Raw genomic sequence first — 24591 nt, 5'->3', positions numbered from 1 at the left:
CAGACAACATAAATCAGAGTGAGACGCCCGCCCACATGAACAAGCACACCCTGCACGCAGCCCTGGCCCTGGCCTTTGCCAGTCCGGTCGTCCTGGCCCAGAACGCCGAGCGCAAGCTGGAGGCGGTTAGCCAACACGGCAATGTGCTGGAACTGCGCACCAGCGACGGCGCCTACCTGATCAAGCCCTACTCGCCGGCCATCGTCGAAGCCTCCTTCATTCCCAAGGGAGAGACCTTCGATCCGGCCTCGCACGCCGTGGTGCTGGCGCCGGGCGCCGCCAAGGCCACGCTGATCCAGGGCGCGCAAGCCATCGTGTACACCACGGGCGGCATCACGGTCACCATCACCAAGTCGCCATTCCAGATCGCCTACGCCTACAAGGGCAAGCCGCTGGTGGCGGAAAAGCGCGGCTACGTCCGCGTCATCGACCAGGCCGCGACCGGCCACAAGGATATCAACAAAGGCCAGGACCGCGAACTGGAAGCGCTGGAATTCACGCTCGATGGCGAGGAAGCGTTGTATGGCGCCGGTGCGCGCGCGGTCGGCATGAACCGGCGCGGCCAGCGCTACACGCTGTACAACAAGGCCGACTACGGCTATGGCGAGAAATCGCCGCTGCTGAACTACACCATGCCGCTGGCGCTGTCCTCGCGCTTGTACGCCCTGCACTTCGATAATCCGCAAACCGGCTACCTGGACTTCGACAGCCGCCATGACAACACGCTGCGCTACGAAACCATAGGCGGACGCAAGACCTACCAGGTGGTGGCCGGCGACAGCTGGGCCGACGTGGTGGCCAACTACACCAGCCTGACCGGCCGCCAGCCGCTGCCGCCGCGCTGGGCCTTCGGCAACTTCGCCATGCGCTTCGGCTACCGCAACGAGCAGCAGGCGCGCGATACCGTCAACGCCTACCTCAAGGAAGACATCCCGCTGGACGCCATCGTGTTCGACCTGTTCTGGTTCGGCAAGGAGGTCAAGGGCACCATGGGCAACCTGGCCTTCGACCGGGACAACTTCCCGCAGCCGGAACGCATGATCGCCGACTTCAAACAGCAGGGCGTGAAGACGGTGCTCATTTCCGAACCCTTCATCGTCAACACCTCCCTGCGCTGGCAGGAGGCGCTGGACCGGGACATCCTGGCCAAGGACGCCGGCGGCCAGCCCATGACGTATGAATTCTTCTTCGGGAATACCGGCCTGATCGACATCTTCAGCACCAGGGGCAAGGACTGGCTGTGGGATATCTACAAGGGCCTGCATGCGAAAGGCGTGGTGGGCGTATGGGGCGACCTGGGCGAGCCGGAAGTGCACCCGACCGGCCTGCGGCACGCCACCGGCACGGCCGACCAGCTGCACAACATCTACGGCCACCAGTGGGCCGGGCTGGTGGCGGACGGCTACAAGAAGGACTTCCCCAACGAGCGCCCCTTCATCCTGATGCGCGCCGGGTATTCGGGCACGCAGCGCTACGGCATCATCCCGTGGTCGGGCGACGTCGACCGCGGCTGGGGCGGGCTGCACTCGCAGCCGGAGATCTCGCTGCAGATGGGCATGCAGGGCGTGGGCTATATGCACTCCGACCTGGGCGGCTTCGCCAACCCGGTGCTGGACGATGAGCTGTACACGCGCTGGCTGCAGTACGGCGTGTTCCAGCCCGTATTCCGCCCGCACGCGCAGGAGGAAGTGCCGTCCGAGCCGGTCTACCGCGAGGCCCGCACCAAGGCGCTGGCGCGCGAGGCGGTGCGCCTGCGCTACCGCATGCTGCCGTATAACTACACGCTGGGTTTCGAGAACAGCCGCAGCGGCATGCCGCTGATGCGCCCCATGGTGTATGAGGAGCCGGACAATCCCAAGGCGCGCGCCATGTCGTCCAGCTACCTGTGGGGTCCCGATTTCCTGGTGACGCCGGTGCTGGCCAAGGGCGCCACCACACAGGAAGTGTACTTCCCGGCGCGCAGCGCCTGGTACGATTTCTACACCGGCCAGAAGCACGCCGGCGGCGCCACCGAGACCGTGGCGCTGGTCCCCGAACACATCCCGGTCTACGTGCGCGCCGGCGCCTTCGTCCCGCTGGCCAAGGTGGTGCAGACCACGCGCGATTACTCGACCCGCGAGCTGGAGCTGCACTACTGGCACGATGGCGCGGTAGCCAGCGCCAGCGGCCAGCTGTATGACGACGATGGCGAGACCGCAAACGCCTATGAGCAGGGCAAGTACGAGCTGCTGCACTTCGCCAGCAAGCTGCAGGGCCGCCAGCTGGCGCTGACGCTGCGCTCCGAAACCGGCAAGGCCTACCAGCGCCCGCAGCGCAGCATCGCCCTGCAGGTGCATAACATCCATAACCGCCCGGCCGCTGTCAGCGTGGAAGGCAAGAAGGTGGACTACGCCTGGGACGCCAGCACCAAGCTGCTGCAGGTGCAGCTGCCGGCCAGCGCGGCCGCCAGCCGAAAGGTGACGATCGCATTGGGTACCAAATAAGCATCTGCAAAAGATGGCAAAAACCGAACGATAGCAGCATGCCTCCCGGGTATCATGTAGCGCCGACAACAACACCCGGGAGAACTCCAGTGCCATCCACAACCACGCATGCGCTGCTGGCGGCGGGCTTGATCAGCGCCACCCTGCCGGCGCTGGCCGCCACAGCCGCCAAGCCCACCACCGCCGAAGCGCAGCGCTTCCTCACCGATGCCGAAACGCGCTTGTACAAGCTGGGCGTCGAGAACGCCCGCGCCAGCTGGGTCGGTTCCAACTTCATCACCGACGACACGGAAGCCATCGCCTCCTACTTCGCCGAGCGCTACCTGGAAACCTCGGGCGAACTGGCGCTCAAGGCGCGCCGCTACAACGGCCTGAAGCTGTCCGCCGAGGACGCCCGCAAGCTCAAGCTGCTGCAGCTGTCGCTGGTGTTTGCCGATCCCAAGGAACGCGAACAATACGCCTCGCTGCAGGCCGCCATGAACGGCGCCTACGGCAAGGCCAAGTACTGCACGAAAAAATCCGACGGCTCCGACGCCTGCATGGCGCTGGGCGAGATGGAAAAGGTGCTGGCCAACTCGCGCGACGAGCCCAAGCTCAAGGAGATGTGGCTGGGCTGGCACGCGCAATCGCCCTCGTACAAGCAGAAATACGCCGAGTACGTGGAACTGTCCAACAAGGGCGCCAGGCAGATGGGCTATGCCGACACCGGCGCCTTGTGGCGCTCGCTGTACGACATGCCGCCCGAGGCCTTCGCGGCCGAGATGGAGCGCCTGTGGCAGCAGGTCCAGCCGCTGTACCAGTCGCTGCACACCTACACCCGCTACAAGCTGCGCCAGACCTACGGCCCGGACGTGGTGCCGCTGACCGGCCCGATACCGTCCCACCTGTTCGGCAATATGTGGGCGCAGACCTGGAACAATCTCTACCCCATCCTGAAACCGGCCAGCGGCGCCAGCAACTTCGACCTGACCAAGGTGCTGGAGCAGCGCAAGACCGACGCCAAACAGATGACGCAGTACGCCGAGCGCTTCTACACCTCGCTCGGCATGCGCCAGCTGCCGGCCACGTTCTGGGAGCGCTCGCTGCTGACCAAGCCGCGCGACCGCGACGTGGTGTGCCACGCGTCGGCCTGGACCATAGACGAGAAGGATGACGTGCGCATCAAGATGTGCATCACGCCGACCGCCGAGGACTTCACCGTGATCCACCATGAGCTGGGCCACATTTATTACGACCTGGCCTACAGCAAGCAGCCGTCCATCCTGTTCCACAACGGCGCCAACGACGGCTTCCACGAAGCCATCGGCGACACCATCGCGCTGTCGATCACACCGGACTACCTGAAGAAAGTGGGCTTGATGGACCAGGAACCGGAAACCGGCGCCGACATCGGCCAGTTGCTGGAACGCGCCCTGAGCAAGGTCGCCATCCTGCCGTTTGCCTACACGGTGGACAAGTGGCGCTGGGACGTCTACGCCGGCAAGACCAAGCCGGCCGATTACGACAAAGCCTGGTGGGCGCTGCGCGAGCAGTACATGGGAGTGAAGCGTCCGGCCGCAGCGGACAGCAGCGGCTTCGACGCCGGCGCCAAGTACCACGTGGCGGCCGACGTGCCCTACGCCCGCTACTTCCTGGCCGACATGCTGCAATTCCAGTTCCACCGCGCGCTGTGCCGCGAAGCCGGCTACACCGGCCCGCTGCACCGCTGCTCCATCTACGGCAACGCCAAGGCCGGCGCCAAGCTGCAGGCCATGCTGGAACTGGGCACCAGCAAGCCGTGGCCGGAAGCGCTGAAAGCGATCTCGGGCGAGGACAAGATAGACGGCAATGCGCTGCTCGAATACTTTGCGCCGCTCAAGACCTGGCTGGACCAGCAGAACGCCGCCTTCGCGGCCGCCGAGAAGAAATAAGGCGCTGGCGCGGCCCGGGGCCTCATCCCGGCCCGGGCCGCACCGCCTGCACCGCGCCGGCCCGCATGCCCATGGGCCGCAGCAGCTTGTCGACGGTGTCCAGCGTGGGACTGGACACGCCGCGCTCGATATCCTGCAGGGTGCGCGGCGACACACCGCACAGTTGCGCATACTCCGGTATGGTGTAGCGCAGCGTCTTGCGGATTTCGCGCAGCACTTGCGGGATGGGCAGTTCCGGGGCGGCGGCCAAGCGTAGCATCAGCTCGTGGCGCAGCCGGTTTTGTTCGATCGGAGTGAGGGTGGCATAGCGCTTGTCCATCAGAGCATCCGCAGCTGGTTCAGATTGTTGTCGACCGTGATGCGCCTGGGCTCCAGCAGCTCGCCTATCCCCAGTGCGCCAGCATCCTTCATCAGCGTCGATAGCGGCGCGATCATTTCCTTGAGCGCGGCACGCAGGCCGGCCTCCGCCATGCCAGCCAGGGGCGCCGCCTGCTCGATCACGCTGGCCCACCTGGGCGCCCCGCCGTCATCGCGCTCCCAGCGCATGCGCCTTGCGATGCCATCCGGATGCAAGAACATGGGCGCGAAATCGAACAGCGGCGTCAGGCCGATGTAACCGTCCTCGCGGCGCTGGATGGCAGTGTTGCGGGCGTGGTTATCGGTGTTACCCAGCACCACATTGGCAATGTCGCGCTTGAGGTATTCGATGGTTTCCTGGCGCTTGTCGGTGGCGCAGTCCGCCAGCCTGCGCAGGAACTGGTTATGGGTCGGCACCTCGCCGAACCGGGCCAGCTGGCACACCGAGGCCACGCTTTCCTGCGCGTGGCGCCGGACGCGTCCATCCACGACTTCGCGGTCGAAGCGGGGAACAAACAGCGCGCGCCCCAGCAGCTGCAGCTCGCCGTGCACGCGCAGCCCAAGCTTGCGCGCCAGCTGCATGTACGGCGCCTCACAGCGCAAGATGTTGGCCAGCGCCAGGTCGGGACCACGGCCGAACTTCACGATGTAGTGCTGGTCGGCCTGCTCGTCGGGTAGCGCATGGTCGAGATAGAACAGGCCGTCGCACGCCCGTGTCAGCATGATCTTGGGCCATTCGCCCTGGATACCGGACGAACCGGCCAGGAACAGCCCGTTCTGCGCCAGATATGCGCTGAAGTCGTCCGAGCGCTGCGCCAGCTCCTCCATGGTGAAGCCGCGTCCCGGTCCCGGCGTATGCGCCATTGCCCAGTCGTGCGCCTCCCTGACACGGATATTCCCGACAGCATTGCCAGCGCCGGCGCACAGCAGGGCCCAGTCGGCGGCAGGCCCCGCATTCTCGTCCCGTCCCAGCTGGGTCAGCAGTTCCTTGCGCCCGTAACCTTGTGGAAGCAGGTCGATCAGGAACGGCGGCCAGGTCGGCGGATGGCTCACCGCAAGATCGACCGGAAGATTGACCGACAACGCTGCGGCATCGCGGCGCTGGAAATACGCCAGCGCATAGTCGGCCCCATAGCTCAGGAAAGTCTGCGCCGCGATCCCGCGCCGCTCCTCGCCGGCCACGGTCAAGCCAGCAGCATCGCGCCACTCTCCCTCGAGGAAGACCTGCAATGTGCAATGATTAGGCATATGCACAGAATAGTATCAGCTAAACTTCCACACACAGCTATAGATATGATATTTTTCTGTGCAATTCGGCGGTCTCGCGCAGTGTCCTGATATCGCGGGCAGTGAACGCTCGCCGAACCAGACTATACGCCGAAACACGGCGCGCCTTTCACGCGACGCAGATCCTGAACTTAACTGGAGGAGTCCGCCGACCATATGCGGCGAGTCAAATTGGCGCCTGAATAAAAAAACCCCGGCAGCGCGTGGCTGCCGGGGTTGTTGCGGGCTGCGGTGAGGCGGCTTAGAACTTGTAGTTCACGCCGGCCAGCACGGTGCGGCCGTATTTCTGGTATTCCAGCTGCTGGTTGCGGTCGCCGTTGTAGGTTTCGTAGGCGGCGTTGCGCAGGTTGTTCACCTGCAGCAGCAGGCCCAGGCCTTTCATCGGACCTTCGTTGAAGGTGTACGAGACCTGGAAGTCGATCACGTTCTCGCCCACCACGTAGCGCAGGGTGCGGTCGTTGGAGAAGTTGCCGATCTCGCCCACGAAGTCCGAACGCTTGCGCTGGCTGATGCGGCTTTCGAAGCCGCCACGCTCATAGTAGGCGGTCAGGTTGCTCACGCGCTTGGACAGGCCCGGCAGGGGAATGTTGTTGCCGATGTTGCTGTTCGGGTCCTGGATCGTGATCTTGCTGTCAGTGTAGGTGGTGCTGGCGCTGACGCCAAAACCATCCAGCGACTTGCTCAGCATGTTCAGCGGCAGCGAACCCGACAGCTCCACTCCCCTCAGAATGCCACCGTTGCCGTTGTATGCCGCGGTGTAGTTGCCGACCGTGGTCTGCAGCGGGCACCCCACTGCGCACACCATTTTCGAGTCGAAGCTGCTCGCAAAGTCGTACGAACGGGTTTGCGTAAAGATGTAGGTGTCCAGCTTCTTGAAGAAAGCAGCCGCAGCAAAATAAGCCTTCTTGTCGAAGTATTTCTCATACGAGATATCGAACGCCTTGGCACGCCACGGGTCCAGCTTGGCGTTGCCGCCGCTGCCACCAGGCTGCAGCTTGGTGGTATCGATGCCGACTTCGAGCGCGGAACGCATCTGGTCGACACGCGGACGGGCCAGCTGCTTGGCCAGCGCCAGGCGAACGGTCTGCTGGTTGTCCAGGCCGAAGGCCAGGTTCATGCTGGGCAGCACGTCGGTGTACTTTTTACCGTCATGCACTGGCGTGACTTCGTTGCCGACTTTGGCGGAGTTCCAATAGCGCGAATCCGAGGACTGGTCGGTATGCTGTACCTGCACGCCAAAATTACCGCGCAAGCTGACGTCCGGGCTCAGTTCGGTCTCGATATTAGCCTTCGCAAACGCGGTAGTGATCTTTTCGTTCACGGTCCAGGTTTTCGGGATCAGGTAGCTCAGGTTGTCCACCGGGGCGAACACCATGTACTTGGACACCACGGCAGGCACATTCCAGGTCGGGATGGTGCCGGCGCCGGCAAAGCCCAGGTTGGCCGAACTGTACAGCAGATCGGACGAGATGGTGGTGGGAGCGCCCTTCAGGTTGATATTGCCTTCAGGCTGGTGCTTGTCCTTGCTGCGGTCGCTGTAGTTGGCGCCCACGTCAAAGCTGGACAAATACTTCTCCAGGTCGCCGCTGGTGCGGATGTTGGCCGCCAGCTTGAAGCTCTTCAGCTCATCTTCCACGTGCGGGGTTTTGCCATAGCCGGAACCGTAGATGGTGTTACGCACGTACAGCTTGCTCACGTCGCTGTAGTCGCGGCCCGGGGTCAGCTGGGTGAAGCCGCCGTTACCGTAGACCATCTTGACGGAGTCCAGGAAAGGATCGCCGGCCGCGTTGCTGATCTGCAGGTTGTTTTCCAGGCTCAGCTCGTCGCGCTTGGCTTTCGAGTAGCTGGCGTCGGCCACCAGCGACCAGCCGTCCAGTTTCCATTCATTGTTCCAGCCGGCCGCGCGGATGTCGTCCTGGCGGTGGTTGTACATGCCGCGCACCAGGGGGTAGACGCCGGTGGCGGTGCCGCTGGCCAGGGTGCCGTTGACGATGCTGGTGCCGGTGTAGTTCAGGCCGGGGGTGTAGCCGCCGTTGTAGTTACCCAGGCCCACTTCCAGCTGGTTGGCCGTGTCTTCGCTCTTGAAGCGCGAGGCGTAGACGTCGATGATGCTGGTCCACTGCTTGTTGGGACGGTATTGCAGCACGCCCATCAGGCCGTCGCGTTCATTGCGGCCGCTGCGGGCCACGGCCTTGGCGCCGTCGGTGGCGAAGGTGCCGGCGGTCAGGCCGGAACGGGTGTCGCGCTTCCATGGCTCGTACAGGCCGGTTTCATTCGACAGGATGGGGGTTTCCAGATGCGCGTAGCCGAGCGCGATACCGATCGTGCGGTTGGCGAACTGGTCGATGTAGCTGACGCTGAAACGGTTGCCGGTATCCTTGGAATTGGCAATCTTGCCGATCGAGTTCTTCTCGCCGCGGGCATTCAGCGCCACGGTACGGCCGCTGAAGTTCAGCGGGCGCACGGTCTGCATGTCGATGGTGCCGGACAGGCCCTGGCCGACCAGGCCGGCGTCCGGGGTTTTGTACACAGTCACGCCGGCCATCAGCTCGGACGGGTACTGGTCGAATTCCACGCTGCGGTTGTCGCCGGTCGAGACTTGCTCGCGGCCGTTCAGCAGGGTGGTGGCAAAGTCGGGCGACAGGCCGCGCACGGAAATCACCTGGGCGCGGCCGGCCACGCGCTGGGCGGCCAGGCCGGGCAAGCGCGAGATCGACTCGGCGATGGACACGTCGGGCAGCTTGCCGATGTCTTCAGCCGAGATCGCTTCCACGATGGAGCTGGCGTCTTTCTTGACGGAGATGGCGTCCTCGATACCGCGGCGGATACCGGTCACCTTCACGCTCTGGATGGGCTGGTCCGCGGCCGGAGTGGCGGACGAGTCTTGTGCAAACGCCGGGACGGCCATGGCCGACAGCAATACGGCGCAGCCTGCAGCGACCGGGCTCAGTTTGAAGGCTACGCTGGTGCGCGCCTGGACGGCGCCGCGCTGGATGGCGCCGCGCTGGATGGCGGATTTTTTCATCAATTGTCCCCTATTCATCTAAACACATTCCCGTCGCGAGCCACACATGGGCGTTTTTGACTACACGGGATCCTGGATTGCAAACGTTCTAACAGACGTTCTAGGAGAGAATTTTGTACTAAAACTAGATTTGGTGTCAATTAAACTTCTATCCAGTTACGCAACCATAGGTCGCTCCAGATGGGCTCACAGTACAGATATCGCGGGCGCGTTGTATTTCGGCTACAGCAGACACGTCCAGGTGGTGTAGTGGAACTACATATTGACTACCATAAGCCGCCAAATTTGAAATGAAAAACATTCTGCACGCGAAATAGGCAGCAGGGAAGCCGGGTTTTTGCGCCACCGCAACACTTCAACCATGCTAGCGCGCGCAATGCTGTATTTTGACTAGATCAATATCGTTTCATCCGACCCGCAAGCCGCAGTTTTCATAGTATTCTCTGCGCCATTCGCCCATCCAGCCGCCCACAAGGAATCTGTAGTACGACTACCAGGAGACCAACAATGAAACTTGCCCTGCTTGCGGCGCTCTGCGCCGCGTGTTCCGCCGCCGCCCAGGACATCGACCGCATCGAGCCGCCCAGCTGGTGGACCGGGATGCACAACCCGGCGCTGCAGCTGATGGTGCATGGCAAGGATGTGGGGATGCTGGAGCCGGCGCTGGACTATCCGGGCGTACGCATCACCGCCGTGCAGCGCGTCGCCAACCCCAACTACCTGTTCATCACCCTGGACATAGGCGCCGCCGCCCGGCCGGGCCAGCTGGAGCTGCGCCTGCAGGGCCAGGGCAAGGCGGTGCTGCGCCACCCATACCGGCTGCAGGCGCGCGCGCCCGGTTCGGCGCTGCGCCAGGGCTTTGGGGACAAGGATGTCATCTATGAGCTGATGCCGGACCGCTACGCCAACGGCGATCCTTCCAACGACAACGCGCCGGGCATGCTGGAGCAGGCCAACCGTGACGATGGCTCCGGCCGCCATGGCGGCGACCTGCAGGGCATGGCCGGGCACCTGGACTATATGCACGACATGGGCTACACCCAGATCTGGCCCACGCCGCTGCTGGAATCGAACTCGCCCGGCTTCTCCTACCACGGCTACGCGGCAACCGACCATTACCGCATCGACCCGCGCTACGGCAGCAACGAGGGCTACCGCCGCTTCGTGGCCCAGGCCCGCGCCCAGGGCCTGGGCGTGATCCAGGATGTGGTGCTGAACCACATCGGGTCCGGCCACTGGTGGATGCGCGACCTGCCCACGCCGGACTGGCTCACCTACGGCGGCAAGTTCGTGCCGACCGAACACCACCGGGTGGCGCTGCAGGACCCCTACGCCTCGGCCGCCGACCGCAGCAACCAGACCGAAGGCTGGTTCGCACGCGGCATGCCGGACCTGAACCAGGCCAATGCGCTGCTGGCCACCTACCTGATCCAGAACAGCATCTGGTGGATAGAGTACGCCGGGCTATCCGGCCTGCGGGTCGATACCTACAGCTATTCCGAACCGGGTTTCCTCACGCGCTGGTCGGGCGCCGTGATGGCCGAATATCCGCGCCTGAACCTGGTGGGCGAAGAATGGAGTCCGCTGATCCCGGTGGTGGCGCACTGGCAGGCCGGCAAGCGCAATTTCGACGGCTATGTCTCGCACATGCCCAGCATGATGGACTTTCCGCTGGCCGACACGCTGCGCCGCGCGCTCAAATCCGCCGACGGCGACGAGGTGGGCCTGAACAACCTGTACGAGGCGCTGTCCCAGGATTATTTGTATCCAAACGCCGCCAACCTGGTGCTGTTCGAGGGTAACCATGACCTGTCGCGCATTTACAGCGAATTGAATGGCGACGCGGACCTGTTCCGCATGGCGGCCGCCTTCGTGCTCACCGCGCCGCGCATCCCGCAGTTCTACGCCGGCAGCGAAATCCTCATGACCAGCTCCACCGGCCCGCGCGACGACGCGTCCTACCGCCGCGACTTCCCCGGCGGCTGGGCCGGCGACCAGGTCAACGCATTCACCGGCGAGGGATTGGGCGCGCCGCAGCGCGAGGCCCAGGCCTACCTGAAAAAGCTGCTCAACTGGCGCAAGGGCGCCAGCGCCATCCACAGCGGCAAGATGACCCACTTCGGCCCGGAGCAGAACACCTATATCTACTTCCGCTACAACGACAGGCAGAACATCATGGTCGCACTGAACAAGAACGACAAGCCCACCACCCTACAGACCGCGCGCTTCCAGGAACGCCTGCGCGGCGCCCGCGCCGGGGTGGACGTGGCCACCGGCCGGCGCTATGCCCTGGACGGCGAACTGACACTGCCGCCGCGCTCGGCCCTGATCCTGGAGGTGCAGCCATGAGGCCTAGCATGCTCGGCATCACCGCCCGCCGGCCGGTCTCCCGCGGCGCTGCAACCGCCAGCGCGCGCCCGCACGCCAGGACCAACATGGCCGCCATGACCGCCGCGCTGGGGGCATTATGGATGCCAGCCCTGCAGGCGGCGCCGGCCTCCTCCAGCACCGTGTATCCGGCCTGGGACGGCAAGCCCGTTACGGTGCGCTACGCCACGCCGGAGGCGGACGCCCCGCTGCGCAGCTACACCCAGGCCAGCGACATGCCCATGCGGGAGGGCGCCAGCCAGCAGGTTGCCTATGCCGAGGCGGCCGGCCTGCCGCTGGTGCGCAGCGGCAGCCTGGCGTTCGACGCCCTGTTCGCGCTGGCCGCCAGCGAGATGCGGCAGGACGCCGTATCCGAGATCCGCGACGGCAGCTACAACGGCGGCCAGGCCATCCCCTGCGACTGCTTCGAGACGGGCGAGCTGTGGCACTACGTCTGGACCCGCGACCTGTCCTACGCGGCCTCGCTGGGCCTGGCCATGCTGGACCCGGAGCGGGTGCGCAATTCACTGCTGTTCAAGCTGTCCGGCTGGCGCGACGGCGTCACGCCCGGCGCCCAGGCGGCCGGCAGCAAGGACGGCCTGCAAATCATCCAGGACACCGGCAGCGGCGGCAGCTGGCCGGTCAGCACCGACCGCGTCAGCTGGGCCTTCGGCGCCGACGAGGCGCTCAAGGCGCTGGCGCCGGCGCAGCGCGCGGCCTTTGCCCCGGTGGCGCTGCGGGCGCTGTCCAACACCATAGAGAACGACAGGCTGGCCGCCTACGACGCCGCCACCGGCTTGTATAACGGCGAACAGTCCTTCCTCGACTGGCGCGAGCAAAGCTACGCGGCCTGGATAGCGGACGACCTGGCCAGCATGGCCAGTTCCAGGGCGCTGTCCACCAACGTGGCGCACTACAAGGCGCTGACCCTGGCCGCACAGCTGGCGCGCGAACAGGGCCAGGCCGCGCTGGCGGACAAGTACGCCGCCTGGGCCGCCCGGCTCAAGCAAGCCATCAACACCCGTTTGTGGCTGGACGACGAGGGCATGTACAGCAGCCTCACGGCCGGCCACTTCGATGGCGCGCCGCTGCACAAGTTCGACTGGCTGGGACAGTCGCTGGCCATCGTCACCGGCGTGGCGGACCAGCGTCGCGCGCGCAGCATCCTGGCGCGCTATCCGCACGGCCCGCTGGGCGCGCCCGTGATCTATCCGCAGCAAAGCGGCGTGGCCATCTACCACAACCGCGCCATCTGGCCCTTTGTCACGGCCTACGGGCTCAAGGCGGCGGCGCTGGCCGCCAATGTGAGCGTGGCCGACGCCGCCTACGATACCCTGATGCGCAGCGCCGCCACCAGCCTGTCCAACATGGAAAACCTGGAATGGCTGAGTGGCCAGCCCTTGCTGCGCGACGGCGAGTTGAGCGGGCCGGTGGTCAATTCGCGCCGCCAGCTGTGGTCGGTGGGCGGCTACCTCGGCATGGTGGTGGGCCAGGTGTTCGGCGTCTCCACCACCGGCAGCGGCCTGCGCCTGCAACCCTTCATCACGGCCAGGCTGCGGCGCACGGCCTTTGCCGGCAGCGGCCGGATCGAACTGCGCCAGCTGCGCCTGCGCGGCAAGCAGGTCGCCGTGCGGGTACAGCTGCCCGTGGCAAATCCCAGGGACGGCTACTACGCGGTGGAAGGCATCACCCTGAACGGCAAGCCCGCCGGCGCCGATATCGCCTGGGACGCGCTGGGCGAGGACAACGTGATCGAGATCCGGCTCGGCCGGCTGCTGCCCGGCCTGCAGGAAAAGCGCAGCGTGCAGGCCAGGCCGCTGCAGGAAGGCAGCGGCGTCTACGCCCCGCGCGAGCCGCGCATCACGCAATTGAAACGCGGCGCCTACGGCCTGCCCACGCTGCGCATGGAGGGTGGCGGCAAGGACATCTACTACAACATCTACCGCGACGGCGTGCTGGCGGCGCAGCGCATCACCAGCGGCGCCTGGTCCGACCGGCGCGGCAACGGCGTTTGCTACGCGGTGGAAGCCGTGTACCGCGATTCGGGCAACCGCAGCCACCACAGCGCGCCAGCCTGCCTGGACCCGGGGTTGCAGCTCGCGGCGGCCGGCGAACCGGCGGCCGGCGAACCGGCGGCCGGCGGACCGGCGGCCAACGGACCGCTGCGGGACTGGGGCGCGCCGGCCGATGTCTACACCCGGGAAAACATCGCCATTGCGCGCGACGGCGCCTACCGCATCCAGTTCAAGTACCGCAACACTGCGCACCAGGTCAACCTGGGCATCACGGGCGCGGTGAAATGGGCGGCGCTGCTGGACCAGCAAGGGACCGTGGTGGCGCAAGGCGTGGTGCAGCTGCCGCACTCGAAGGCCGATGGCGCGCCGGCGTATTCGACGCCGCTGTCCGCCATGCTCAAGGCCGGCAGCTACACGCTGCGCCTGGGCGACTTCTACAACATGAGCTATTTGCAGAGTAACGGCAGCTACGCGGACGCGGGCGGGGTGCGCGGCCCGTCCAACCGGGCCGACTTGTATGGCATACGCATCCTGCCAGCGCCGCCAGTAAAGGCAGTGGGCGCGGCGCCAGCGGGGCCCTGAAGCGGCTTCCGGTCGCACGCCAGGCGGCTGCTAGGCCGCCGGCGCCATCTCGTACTGGCGCCAGCGGCCCGCCAGCAGGCGCTCCACCTCGGCCGCCGCCACCGGCGGCCCCAGGGTGTAGCCATAGGCCTGGTCGCAGCCCAGCGCCCGCAGCTGATCCAGCTGCTCCTCGTTTTCCACGCCGCCGGCAATCACCTTCATGTTCAGGGTATGGGCCATGGCGATGATGGCGCGCACCATGGAACCGCCGTCCGCCCCGCCCTCGCCCTGGGCGCCGCGCCGCAACTCGTCCACGAAGCATTTGTCCAGCCGTACCTGGTCCACCGGGAAGCGGCGCAGGTAATTGAGCGAAGCGTAGCCGGTGCCGAAGCCGCTGATGGTGATGCGCATGCCCAGCTGGCGGAACTGGCGCAGGATGGCTGCGCAGTCCTGGTTCTTGTCGATCAGGATGCTCTCGGCCACATCCAGTTCGATACAGCGGCCCGGCAGCCCGGCTTCCTTGAGGATGGCGGCGAAGTATTGGGCGATATCCTTCTTGTAGAACTGGCGCGGCGACAAGGTCAGCGACACCGTCACGGCGTGGCCCTGCTCCAGCCAGCGCCTGGCCTGCTCGGCCACCGTGGACAGCACCCAGGCGCCCACCGGCAGCACCAGGGCGCTGTTCTCCAGCACCGGCATGAAGTCGGCCGGCAGCACCTGCCCCAGCTCGGGATGCTGCCAGCGCAGCAGCACCTTGACCCCGCACACGCGGCGTTCAGCAAGATCCAGCCGGGGCTGGTACAACAGCGTGAATTCATTGTGCTCCAGGGCGTGCTTGAGGGCCGTCTCCAGCACCACCCGCGTATAGGCCCTGGCCTGCATGCTGGGCGTGAAGCGCTGCGCCCCGCTGCCGCGCTGCTTGGCCGCGTACATGGCCAGGTCGGCCTTGTCGATCAGCGCGTCCAGGTCCTTGTCATCGTCCGGGTAGACGGCGATGCCGACGCTGGCCGCCACCGTCAGCGTGGCCTCGCCTATGCTGAACGGCACCGCCATGGCGGCCACGATCTTGTCCGCCACGCGGGCCGCGTCGGCCGCCGTGCGCAGCTCGGACAGCAGCACGATGAATTCGTCGCCCCCCTGGCGCGCCACGGTGTCCACCTGGCGCACGCTCTGCTGCAGGCGGCGCGCGAACTGCACCAGCAGCTGGTCGCCGGCGTCGTGGCCCAGGGTGTCGTTGATTTCCTTGAAGCGGTCGATATCGATGAACAGCACCGCCATCTGGCTGGCGTGGCGGCGCGCATAGGCCATGCCGTGCTGCAGCTGGATCTGCAGCTGGACCCGGTTAGGCAACCCGGTCAGGGCGTCATGGTGGGCGATGAATTCCAGCCGCGATTCGGCGTCGCGGCCCTGCTCCAGGGCCGATTCCAGCGCATGGCAGCGCGAACGCCATTGCACGGCGCGCTGGGCGCTGACAGCCAGCAGCAGCGTCAGCACGCCCGCAAATGTGGATACGGCAAGCAGCGTGGTATTCATGCTTCCCTTCCTTCCGTGGGCACGGCGGCCTGTTCGTGGCGGAAAGGCAATGATAGGCGAGCGGACGCGGCGGCAAGCAGCCAATCGGCCATGGTTTGCGCCGCATCAAACCACGGCGGCAGCGGCGCAACAGTCTGATTACCGGCCGGTCCGGGCACGTGGGCGCCCGGCGGTCCCGAGCGGCTCAGCCAGCCAGCAGCGGGCGCCGGCCCGATGGCGCGGCCGGGCGGGCCTGGTCGCCGTGCAGCTTGAACACGCTGACCGCCTGCTGCAGGCTGGCGGCCTGGCGCTCCAGCGAATCAGCCGCCGCCGCGGCCTGCTCCACCAGGGCCGCGTTCTGCTGGGTCACCCCATCCATGTGGCTGATGGCGGTACTGATCTGCTCGATGCCGTCGCGCTGTTCGCCGCTGGCCACGGCAATCTCGGCAATGATGGCGGTGACGCGCTGCACGCTGGCCACCACCTCGCCCATGGTTGCGCCGGCCTGGCCCACCAGCCGGCTGCCATCCTCGACCCGGCCCACGGAATCGCCGATCAGCTGCTTGATTTCTCGCGCCGCCGAGGCCGAGCGCTGGGCCAGGTTGCGCACCTCGGAAGCCACCACGGCGAAACCGCGCCCCTGCTCCCCGGCCCGGGCCGCCTCCACCGCCGCGTTCAACGCCAGGATATTGGTCTGGAAGGCGATCCCGTCGATCACACCGATGATGTCGACGATCTTGCGCGACGATGCATTGATGTCGCCCATGGTGCGCACCATCTCCTGCACCGCCTGCCCGCCGCGCTGCGCCACCGAGGAAGCCGCATCGGCCAGCTGCGCGGCCTGGCTGGCGTTCTCGTTGTTCTGCTTGACGGTAGTGGTCAGCTGCACCATGGAGGCGGCGGTCTCCTCCAGCGAACCGGCCTGCTGCTCGGTGCGGTTGGACAAGTCCATATTGCCGGTGGCGATCTCGCACGAGGCGGTATGGATGGCCTCGGTCCCCTGCCGCACCTGGCTGACGATGCCGGCCAGGTTATGCTGCATCTGCCTGAGGGCGCCCAGCAGCACGCCGATCTCGTCGCGGCTGTCCACCCGCACTTCGCTGCGCAGGTCGCCAGCGGCCACGGTCTGGGCCACGTCCACGGCGGCATGCAGCGGCCGCGTGATGCTGCGTATCAGCCAGGTCACGGTGACGCAGCCCACCACCAGCGTCACCAGCACGGTGGCCGCCATGGCCGCCACGGTGGCGCGGTGCGCGCGCTCGCTTTCCGCCTGCATGTCCTGCATCAGGCGCCTGGACTGGCCACCGATGTAGTCCACGATGTCATCGATTTTCCGGGTAGGCTCGCGGTCCACGCCCTTGACCAGGGCGTCCACCAGGTGGGCGCTGTCCGGGTTGGCGGGTTCGTATTGTTGCAGCGCGGCCAGGTAGCGCTGGCCCAGCTCGGCGTGGGTGCGCAGCGCCTCCTGCACCAGCGGCGACTCCAGCTGCAGCCCGGCCATCAGCCGCCCCAGCTTTTCCAGCTGGGCATGGGTGGATTCGCCGCTCTTGACGAAAGCCTTGCTGTAGCGCTCGAACTGCTCCCTGTCATTCCCGCGCAGCAGGGTGTTCTTCCACTCCTGGACCTGGATCTTGAACTCCACCTGGGCGCTGCGCGCCGTATCGATGGCCTCGCTCAAGGCCACGGAACGCTGCAGGGCCTGGGCGCTGCGGATATTGCTGGCGTCCAGCCCGCGCCAGCCGCCCAGCCCGACCACCATCAAGGCCAGAAAAAAGAAGGCGCCCAGCAGCGCCAGGCGCACGCCTATCTTGAGATTAGCCAATTTCACAATGTTCCCCCTCGCCATGGTTCGGATGGACAACGAAAGCTGCTCACCGATCATCATGCCGCGCCACGGCGCAAATAGCCACCGTGGCAGGGGAAATGGCGTGCAATCACGCCGCCGCTACAACAGTCAGGGGAAGTCTATGCGGTACAGCCGGGTTTCGCGGCCGTCCGGCGGCATGGAGATGGTGCCGGTACAGGACAGGCCCAGCTTTTCCAGCAACCTGCCGGAGACGGTGTTGGAGGGCTTGGTGATGGCCAGCACGCGCGGCAGCTTCAAGCCATCGCGGGCCAGGCCCAGCACGGCGGCGCCGGCTTCCTGGGCATAGCCCTGGCCCCAGTAGGCGGGCCGCAGGGCATAGCCGATGTCCACGTCCGGCAGGGCGTCACGCTTGATCAGGCCGCACAGGCCCAGCAGCGCGCCATCCGCGCGGCGTTCCACCACGTACAGCGAGTGGCCGCGCTCGCGCTGCATGGCGCATGGTCCGTCCAGGATGGCTGCACGCGCCGCCTCCACCGTATGCAGGCCCTTGTCGCCTATGCCGGCGATCCAGGTCGGGTCGTTGACCAGCTCCAGGTAGAAGGCCGCGTCTTCCGGCTCCATGGTGCGCAGGCGCAGGCGTTCGGTTTCCAGTATCAGCATGGTCAGCCCTCAGGCCAGTTGGAGGGATCGTCCAGCAGCTGGTACATCACGTACACGTCGACAAAACCGAGCTGCTGGTGGCGGTAGGCGCGCGGCAGGGTGCCGATGATGGAGAAGCCCAGCTTCTTCCACAGCAGCACCGCCGCCACATTGGTGCTGACCACGTAATTGAACTGCATCGCCAGGTAGCCCTCGGCGCGCGCCCTGGCCAGGCAGTCGCGCCCCAGCAGCTTGCCTATGCCTATGCCCTGCGCGGCCGGGCTGACCATGAAGGAGGCGTTGGCCACGTGCGCACCGCGGTCGCGCTGGTTGGCCACCAGGCGGTACATGCCGAGCAGGCGGTCGCCGTTGAGGATGGCCACGAAACTCTGGATGCCGGGACCGAACCAGTAGGCGTGGCAATCATCGCGGCTGGTGTCGGCGGCAAAATAATAGGTGTCGCCGCTGGCGATCAATTCCTGGAAAATCGACCACATGGCCTCGAAGTCGTTTTCCGATGCAAGACGGATTGCTATCTCTTTCAAGGCGGCTCCATGGAGGACTTGATGGCTGATTGTCATGCATTTCGGCATTCAAGTCCAGTACGGTTGCAGCCGTGCCAACTTCAGCGCCCGAGCCGGAAGCCCGTTTGGTCCGGCCGGCCGGGCAGGTGCAGGCGGGCCTCGGCGCGCGGCGACTCGGCCAGCACCTGGCCGCGCCGCATCACCAGCCGGCGCGCGGCGCGCAGGCGGATCGCCTCCACCGGCGAACCCGCATCCAGCAGCACCAGGTCGGCGTGGCGGCCCACTTCCAGGCCATAGCCCTCCAGGCCCAGGATGCGGGCCGGGGTCTCGGTCACGGCCGTGTAGCAGGCGCGCATGGCGTCCTGGCCCGTCATCTGGGCCACGTGCAGGCCCATGTGCGCCACTTCCAGCATATCGCCCGAACCCAGGCTGTACCAGGGGTCCATCACGCAATCGTGGCCGAAGGCGACCTCGACGCCAGCCGCCAGCAGTTCCGGCACCCGTGTCATGCCGCGCCGCTTGGGATAGGTGTCGTGGCGGCCCTGCAGCGTGATGTTGATGAGCGGGTTGGCAATGGCGGCCACCCCGGCTTCGCGGATCAGCGGCAGCAGCTTGCTGACGTAGTAATTGTCCATCGAGTGCATGGACGTCAGGTGCGAGCCGGCTACCCTGCCCTGCAGGCCCAGGCGCTGGCTGTGGTAGGCCAGGGTCTCGATGTGGCGCGAGAGCGGATCGTCCGACTCGTCGCAATGCATGTCCACCCGCAGGCCCTGCTCGGCCGCGAACTCGCACAGGATGCGCACCGACTCGGCGCCGTCGGCCATGGTGCGCTCGAAGTGCGGGATGCCGCCCACCACGTCCACGCCCATGGCAATGGCGCGCTTCAGGTTGGCCAGCGCGGTCGGGCTGCGCAGCACGCCGTCCTGCGGGAAGGCCACCAGCTGCAGGTCCAGGTAGGGCGCCACGCGGCGCTTTACCTCCAGCAGGGCCTCCACGGCCAGCAGGCGGTCGTCGCACACATCGACATGGGAGCGGATTGCCAGCAGGCCGCGCGCCACCGCCCAGTCGCAATACTGCAGCGCCCGCCCGACCAGCGCCTCCTGGCTTAGCTCAGGCTTGAGCTCGCCCCACAGCGCGATGCCCTCCAGCAGGGTGCCGGACTGGTTGACGCGCGGCAGGCCGTAGCTGAGGGTGGCGTCCATGTGGAAGTGGGCGTCGACAAAAGGCGGCGAGACCAGGTCGCCGCCGGCGTCGATCTCGCGCGCACCTTGCACCGGCAGCGCCGGGCCGATGGCGGCGATGCGTCCGCCTTCGATGGCGATATCGGTCTGCCGGCGGCCGTCCGGCAGGCTGGCGTTGCGTATAACCACATCCATAAGCATCCTCGTATCAACGCGGTTCATAGAAATTGCTGCGTCGCATTAATTTACGGCAAATAAATGCGCGTTTTCTGTTGGGTATATTGCGCTAAATCAAACGAATCGCAAATAACTATCTGCGAAAATTGCTTAATGCCACGAAGCTGTACAGTAGAGATAAAAATAACTTTTCAGCGCGGGGATTCGTGGCTAAAATGGGTTTATTGCAGCGCATCAAATATCGGCCACGGCGCCACCTTGCGCCACTCTTGTGCCATTCCGGCAAGCCGACATTCTAATCGTCCAGGAGAAACCATGTCTTCGATCACAGAACAGTTTTCCGCAGCCACGAAGTCGCAACTCGAAACCCAGTTCAACGTCGTCACCGCCATTGCCAGCACTGCGGTCGACAGCGCCGAGAAGTTCATCAACCTGCACCTGAACGCCGGCAAGGCCACGCTGGAAAAAGGCGCCGCCACTGCCAGGCAGCTGCTGGACGCCAAGGACCCCAAGGAGCTGTTCTCGCTGGTGCAGCCGCCCAGCTTCGACAAGCTGAGCGCCTACGGCAAGGAGCTGTTCGATATCGCCACCCAGGCGCAGCATGAATTGATCAAGGCCGCCACCCAGTTCAAGGATGCCGCCACTGCGGCTGCGCCGGCCCCGCTGCTGGCCGCCGTGAAGAGTCCCGCACCCGCTGCGGCCGCGCCGGCGGTGGCGGTGGAAGTGGTGGCGGAAGCGGAACCGGCGCCCGCCGCCAAGCCCGCCGCCAAGCTCAAGCCCGCCGTCGAGGCCGTGGCCGAGGTGGAACAGGCCACGCCGGTGTCGGCCGTGCCGCCGCAACCGCTGGCCGCCCCCATCGAAGAACCGGCCCCGGTGGTGGTGAAATCGGTGGCCCCGGGCAAGGCCAAGCCGGCCGTCAAGGCCCCGCCCAAGAAGTAAGCGCCGCGTCACGGCTGGCGGCCACGTCCGGCCGCCGCATGTTGTATCCTAGCGGGCTACTTTATGCCTGGAATACGACATGACCTTATCCCGGCTGATCGGCGCCTTCGTGCGCCAGCACAGCCCCGCTTATATCGCGTCCGGCCTCATGCTGGCCGGCGTCGCCGCCCTCACCGCCTGGGTGCCGCGCCAGGTTGGCGCCATGATAGACGGCCTGGCCGCGCACCGAGTGTCCGGCCACCAGCTGCTGCTGGACATCGGCGCCCTGCTGCTTGCCGGCCTGGCCATCTACTTCATGCGCGTGGGCTGGCGCCAGACCCTGTACGCGGCCGCCTACCAGCTTGGCGTGCAACTGCGCGTGCGCCTGTACCGGCGCCTGGCGCTGCAGGGCGCCGGCTTCTACCAGCGCCAGCGCACCGGCGACCTGATGGCGCTGGCCACCAATGACATCGACGCCATCGAAATGGCGGCCGGCGAAGCCATGCTGGCCGGCTTCGACGGCATGCTGACCCTGGCCATGGTGCTGGCCGTGATGCTGCTGGGCGTGGACTGGCGCCTGACCTGCATCGCCCTGATCCCCTTCCCGCTGATGGCGCTGGCGTTCTGGCGCATCTCGGACCACATCCACACGGCCTCGGCCGAATCGTTGGAGCACTTCTCGGCCCTGAACGGCCACGTGCAGGAAACCTTGTCCGGCGTGCGCACCCTGCGCGCGCTGGGGCTGGAGCAGCGCAGCGCCGCCCAGTTCGGCGAGCTGGCCGGCAAGGCCGCCGACGCCAGCCTGAGGGCCCAGGTGTGGGAAGCTGCCTACGAACCGGCGGTCGGCCTGACCCTGACCGCCGCCACCGGCCTGAGCCTGGGCCTGGGCGGCTACCTGATCTGGCAGGGACAGCTGACGGTGGGCTCGCTGACCGCCTTCACCATGTACCTGGGGCAGCTGATCTGGCCCATGTTCGCGGCCGGCTGGGTGCTGTCGCTGATCGAGCGCGGACGCGCCGCCTACGCGCGCCTGCATCCCATGCTGGAAGCGCCGCTGGCGGTCGAGGACCACGGCACGCTGGCGCAGCTGCAGGCCGGCCCGCTGGAGCTGCGCGGCGTGAGCTACAGCTACGGCGTCCACGCGGCGCAGGAGTACCCTGCCGCGCAGATGAACCATGCCGCGCAGCCGGCACGGCAGGCCGCCCTGCGCGACATCACGCTGGCGCTGCAGCCCGGCCGGACCCTGGGCCTGGTCGGTCCCACCGGCAGCGGCAAGACCACCCTGCTGCGCCTGATCCTGCGCCAGCTGGAACCGCAGCAGGGCCGCATCTGCTGGGGCGGCCAGCCGCTGGACGCCTACACCCTGCACGCCCTGCGCGCCGCCACCAGCTGGGTGCCGCAGGAATCGTTCCTGTTCTCCGCCACCATCGCCGAAAACATCGCCCTGGCGCGCCCCGACGCCACGCGCGCCGAGATCGAGCACGCGGCCACCCTGGCCGCCATCCACGACGATATCCTGCTGTTCCCGCAGGGCTACGAAACCCCGGTGGGCGAGCGCGGCATCACGCTCTCCGGCGGCCAGCGCCAGCGTGTGGCCATCGCCCGCGCCCTGCTGGCCGATAACGACCTGCTGCTGCTGGACGACGCCCTGTCGGCGGTCGACACCGGCACCGAAACGCGCATCCTGCGCCACCTGGAAGAACTGCGGCAAAACCGCCCGGGTCGCAGCGCCATCATCGCCAGCCACCGCCTGAGCGCCGTGGTAGAGGCCGACCTGATCATCGTGCTGCGCGACGGCCGCATCAGCGAGACCGGCAGCCACCAACAACTGCTGGAACGCGGCGGCTGGTACGCCAGCCAATGGCGCTATCAACAACTGGAAGCCAGCCTCGATGACTGACACCGACACCACCCTGCCGCCCCACACCCGCAAGGCGGCGCGGCAAGCCGTCGCCTTGCTGCGCGACGCCGCCCGCCCCGACCAGCACCACCTGGGCTGGGCCGTGCTGTGGCTGGCCCTGGCCGCCCTGCTGGAAGTGCTGGGCCCCATCATGGGCAAGGCCCTGATCGACCAGCACCTGCTGCCGCACCACCTGGACTGGCCGCGCATGGCCGGCCTGCTGGCCGGCGTGCTGCTGACCGGCTGGATCGCCAGCGGCCTGCGCTACCTGCAGCTGGTGCGCCTGTCCGGCCTGGCCATGCGCTCGGTGCGGCGCCTGCGCGAGCTGGTGTACGGCCACGTGCTGCGCCTGCCCATGTCCTTCTTCGACAGCGCCATCACCGGCCAGCTGGTCTCGCGCGTGACCAACGATACCGAGGCCGTGAAAAGCCTGTACATCCAGGTGCTGTTCGTGATGCTGGACAGCTCCATTGTCCTGCTGGGCACCATGGCCGCCATGGCCTGGCTGGACTGGCACCTGATGCTGATCGTGCTGGCCCTGCTGCCGGCCGTGCTGGGCATCGTCTGGCTGTACCAGCGCTGGAGCGCGCCGGCCGTGACCCGGGCGCGCGCCCTGCGCAGCGAGATCAACGGCCAGATCGCCGAATCGATAGGCGGCATGAGCGTGCTGCAGGCCAATAACGCGGAGGGCCGCTACGCCGAGCGCTACGCCGGCGTCAACCAGCAGCACTACCATGCGCGCATGGCCGAGCTGCGCGCCAATGCCTGGCTGCTGCGGCCCGCGCTGGACTTCTTCAACATCGTGCTGCTGGCGGCCGTGGTGTATGTGTTCGGCCAGCGCGAGATGACCGCCACCGAGGTGGGCGTGCTGTACGCCTTCATCAGCTACCTGGCGCGCGTGATCGAGCCGCTGATACAGATCACCATGCAATTCAGCGAGCTGCAGCAGTCGGTGGTGGCCAGCGCCCGCGTGGCCGCCCTGCTGGAGCAGCCGGCCGCGCACGAGCACCGGCCGCGGATCGAAGCCGGCTCGCCGCAGGACCGCCGGACAAGACCGGCGGCGAACGGCGAGGAAACGGCGCCGGCGGTGGCCATCCGCCGCCTGGACTTCGCCTACGTGGAAGGCCAGACCGTGCTGCACGACCTGTCGCTCGAGATCCCGGCGGGCGCTTTTGTGGGCATCGTCGGCCACACCGGCAGCGGCAAGTCCACCCTGCTGTCGCTGCTGCTGCGCTTCTATCCGGCGCGCCATGGCAGCATCCTGGTGCACGGCCAGCCGCTGGACCAGATCGGCAACGAGCAATTCCGCGCCGAGGTCGGCCTGGTGCCGCAGGATCCCTTCCTGCTGGCCGCCACCGCGCGCGAGAACATAGCCATGGGACGCGGCCTGTCCCGGCAGCAGATCGAGGATGCGGCGCGCGCCGCCCACGCGCACGGCTTCATCCAGGCGCTGGAACAGGGCTACGACACCATGCTGGGCGAAGGCGGCTCGCGCCTGTCGGTGGGCCAGAAGCAGCTGGTGGCCATTGCCCGAGCCCTGGCGGGCCGGCCGCGCATCCTGCTGCTGGACGAAGCCACCTCGCACATCGACAGCCAGACCGAACAGATAGTGCAGACCGCGCTGGACGAGCTGCGCGGCCAGGTCACGGTGATCGCCATCGCGCACCGTTTGTCCACCATCCGCGACGCCGACCGCATCATCGTGCTGAACCACGGCCGCATCGCCGAATCCGGCCCGCACGAGGAATTGATGCGCATCCCGGACGGCCTGTACCAGCGCCTCTACCTGCTGCAGCAGCTGGCTACGCCGGAGGAGATAGACGGCGAGTCAACAACTGTTCAAGTACATGAGCAAGGCTAGTACGCAGTGGCAAGCTTGTAGTAAAAAAACCTCTCTCCATCAGGCCGTTCGTACCAAAAGCCGCGCC

15 protein-coding genes are annotated in these 24591 nt (G+C 66.5%); 7 read left to right on the top strand and 8 right to left on the bottom strand.

Annotated elements, in window-relative coordinates; all coding sequences use genetic code 11:
* Positions 1-35: 35 nt before the first annotated feature.
* Positions 36-2483, top strand: coding sequence for a TIM-barrel domain-containing protein (locus tag ACLB1G_RS26915; protein ID WP_491630350.1), 2448 nt, complete (start codon positions 36-38; stop codon positions 2481-2483).
* An 89-nt stretch (positions 2484-2572) separates the two neighbouring features.
* The gene (locus ACLB1G_RS26910) at positions 2573-4393 is read left to right on the top strand and encodes a M2 family metallopeptidase (RefSeq protein ID WP_491630349.1); all 1821 of its coding nucleotides are present in this window, start codon (positions 2573-2575) and stop codon (positions 4391-4393) included.
* A gap of 22 nt (positions 4394-4415) precedes the next feature.
* Here the strand turns inward: ACLB1G_RS26910 and ACLB1G_RS26905 are convergent, their stop codons facing one another.
* The 3 genes from ACLB1G_RS26905 to ACLB1G_RS26895 all read right to left on the bottom strand — a co-directional run bounded on the left by ACLB1G_RS26905 (position 4416) and on the right by ACLB1G_RS26895 (position 9062).
* Entirely contained in the window at positions 4416-4712 is a 297-nt protein-coding gene (locus tag ACLB1G_RS26905) for a helix-turn-helix domain-containing protein (RefSeq protein WP_491630348.1), read from the bottom strand.
* On the bottom strand, positions 4712-5998 hold the full coding sequence (locus tag ACLB1G_RS26900; protein WP_491630347.1) for a type II toxin-antitoxin system HipA family toxin: 1287 nt from the start codon (positions 5996-5998) through the stop codon (positions 4712-4714). The genes ACLB1G_RS26905 and ACLB1G_RS26900 overlap by 1 nt, the downstream gene beginning before the upstream one ends.
* A gap of 280 nt (positions 5999-6278) precedes the next feature.
* On the bottom strand, positions 6279-9062 hold the full coding sequence (locus tag ACLB1G_RS26895; RefSeq protein ID WP_491630346.1) for a TonB-dependent receptor: 2784 nt from the start codon (positions 9060-9062) through the stop codon (positions 6279-6281).
* Between the two features lie 507 nt (positions 9063-9569).
* Between ACLB1G_RS26895 and ACLB1G_RS26890 the strand changes: the two genes are divergently transcribed.
* Positions 9570-11411, top strand: coding sequence for a glycoside hydrolase family 13 protein (locus ACLB1G_RS26890; RefSeq protein ID WP_491630345.1), 1842 nt, complete (start codon positions 9570-9572; stop codon positions 11409-11411).
* A complete protein-coding gene (locus tag ACLB1G_RS26885) occupies positions 11408-14026 on the top strand; it encodes an MGH1-like glycoside hydrolase domain-containing protein (protein WP_491630344.1) in 2619 nt (872 codons plus the stop codon). The genes ACLB1G_RS26890 and ACLB1G_RS26885 overlap by 4 nt, the downstream gene beginning before the upstream one ends.
* Positions 14027-14056: 30 nt before the next feature.
* Here ACLB1G_RS26885 and ACLB1G_RS26880 read toward each other — a convergent pair whose 3' ends face one another.
* The 5 genes from ACLB1G_RS26880 to ACLB1G_RS26860 form a co-directional block, all read right to left on the bottom strand.
* Positions 14057-15538, bottom strand: a complete 1482-nt coding sequence (locus ACLB1G_RS26880; protein WP_491630343.1) for a putative bifunctional diguanylate cyclase/phosphodiesterase — start codon at positions 15536-15538, stop codon at positions 14057-14059.
* Between the two features lie 184 nt (positions 15539-15722).
* On the bottom strand, positions 15723-17345 hold the full coding sequence (locus ACLB1G_RS26875) for a methyl-accepting chemotaxis protein (RefSeq protein ID WP_491630342.1): 1623 nt from the start codon (positions 17343-17345) through the stop codon (positions 15723-15725).
* A 126-nt stretch (positions 17346-17471) separates the two neighbouring features.
* Positions 17472-17984 (bottom strand): GNAT family N-acetyltransferase, encoded by a 513-nt coding sequence (locus tag ACLB1G_RS26870; protein WP_491630341.1) that lies wholly within the window; start codon positions 17982-17984, stop codon positions 17472-17474.
* Between the two features lie 2 nt (positions 17985-17986).
* Complete coding sequence (locus ACLB1G_RS26865; RefSeq protein WP_491630340.1) at positions 17987-18508, bottom strand: GNAT family N-acetyltransferase; 522 nt, start codon at positions 18506-18508, stop codon at positions 17987-17989.
* An 80-nt stretch (positions 18509-18588) separates the two neighbouring features.
* Positions 18589-19863 (bottom strand): amidohydrolase family protein, encoded by a 1275-nt coding sequence (locus tag ACLB1G_RS26860; RefSeq protein WP_491630339.1) that lies wholly within the window; start codon positions 19861-19863, stop codon positions 18589-18591.
* Between the two features lie 297 nt (positions 19864-20160).
* Here ACLB1G_RS26860 and ACLB1G_RS26855 point away from each other — a divergent pair, with 297 nt between their 5' ends.
* From ACLB1G_RS26855 to ACLB1G_RS26845, 3 genes are all read left to right on the top strand, one after another.
* The gene (locus ACLB1G_RS26855) at positions 20161-20784 is read left to right on the top strand and encodes a phasin family protein (protein ID WP_491630338.1); all 624 of its coding nucleotides are present in this window, start codon (positions 20161-20163) and stop codon (positions 20782-20784) included.
* Positions 20785-20863: 79 nt separating this feature from the next.
* Positions 20864-22663 carry an ABC transporter ATP-binding protein gene (locus tag ACLB1G_RS26850; protein WP_491630337.1) on the top strand — a complete coding sequence of 600 codons (1800 nt, stop codon included), beginning with the start codon at positions 20864-20866 and terminating at the stop codon, positions 22661-22663.
* Entirely contained in the window at positions 22656-24524 is a 1869-nt protein-coding gene (locus ACLB1G_RS26845; protein ID WP_491630336.1) for an ABC transporter ATP-binding protein, read from the top strand. Before ACLB1G_RS26850 ends, ACLB1G_RS26845 begins: the two co-directional genes overlap by 8 nt.
* Positions 24525-24591: the final 67 nt, after the last annotated feature.

The sequence above is a fragment of the Duganella kummerowiae genome (genome assembly GCF_053572355.1).
Note: the sequence above shows the minus strand (reverse complement) of the source record. Positions and strands in the feature narration are given on the sequence as shown.

Bases quoted from the DNA above. Each gene is read 5' to 3' on its own strand.
- ACLB1G_RS26915 (WP_491630350.1), top strand. From the start codon at position 36: ATGAACAAGCACACCCTGCACGCAGCCCTGGCCCTGGCCTTTGCCAGT.
- ACLB1G_RS26905 (WP_491630348.1), bottom strand. From the start codon at position 4,712: ATGGACAAGCGCTATGCCACCCTCACTCCGATCGAACAAAACCGGCTG.
- ACLB1G_RS26900 (WP_491630347.1), bottom strand. From the start codon at position 5,998: ATGCCTAATCATTGCACATTGCAGGTCTTCCTCGAGGGAGAGTGGCGC.
- ACLB1G_RS26895 (WP_491630346.1), bottom strand. From the start codon at position 9,062: ATGAAAAAATCCGCCATCCAGCGCGGCGCCATCCAGCGCGGCGCCGTC.
- ACLB1G_RS26890 (WP_491630345.1), top strand. From the start codon at position 9,570: ATGAAACTTGCCCTGCTTGCGGCGCTCTGCGCCGCGTGTTCCGCCGCC.
- ACLB1G_RS26885 (WP_491630344.1), top strand. From the start codon at position 11,408: ATGAGGCCTAGCATGCTCGGCATCACCGCCCGCCGGCCGGTCTCCCGC.
- ACLB1G_RS26880 (WP_491630343.1), bottom strand. From the start codon at position 15,538: ATGAATACCACGCTGCTTGCCGTATCCACATTTGCGGGCGTGCTGACG.
- ACLB1G_RS26870 (WP_491630341.1), bottom strand. From the start codon at position 17,984: ATGCTGATACTGGAAACCGAACGCCTGCGCCTGCGCACCATGGAGCCG.
- ACLB1G_RS26860 (WP_491630339.1), bottom strand. From the start codon at position 19,863: ATGGATGTGGTTATACGCAACGCCAGCCTGCCGGACGGCCGCCGGCAG.
- ACLB1G_RS26855 (WP_491630338.1), top strand. From the start codon at position 20,161: ATGTCTTCGATCACAGAACAGTTTTCCGCAGCCACGAAGTCGCAACTC.
- ACLB1G_RS26850 (WP_491630337.1), top strand. From the start codon at position 20,864: ATGACCTTATCCCGGCTGATCGGCGCCTTCGTGCGCCAGCACAGCCCC.
- ACLB1G_RS26845 (WP_491630336.1), top strand. From the start codon at position 22,656: ATGACTGACACCGACACCACCCTGCCGCCCCACACCCGCAAGGCGGCG.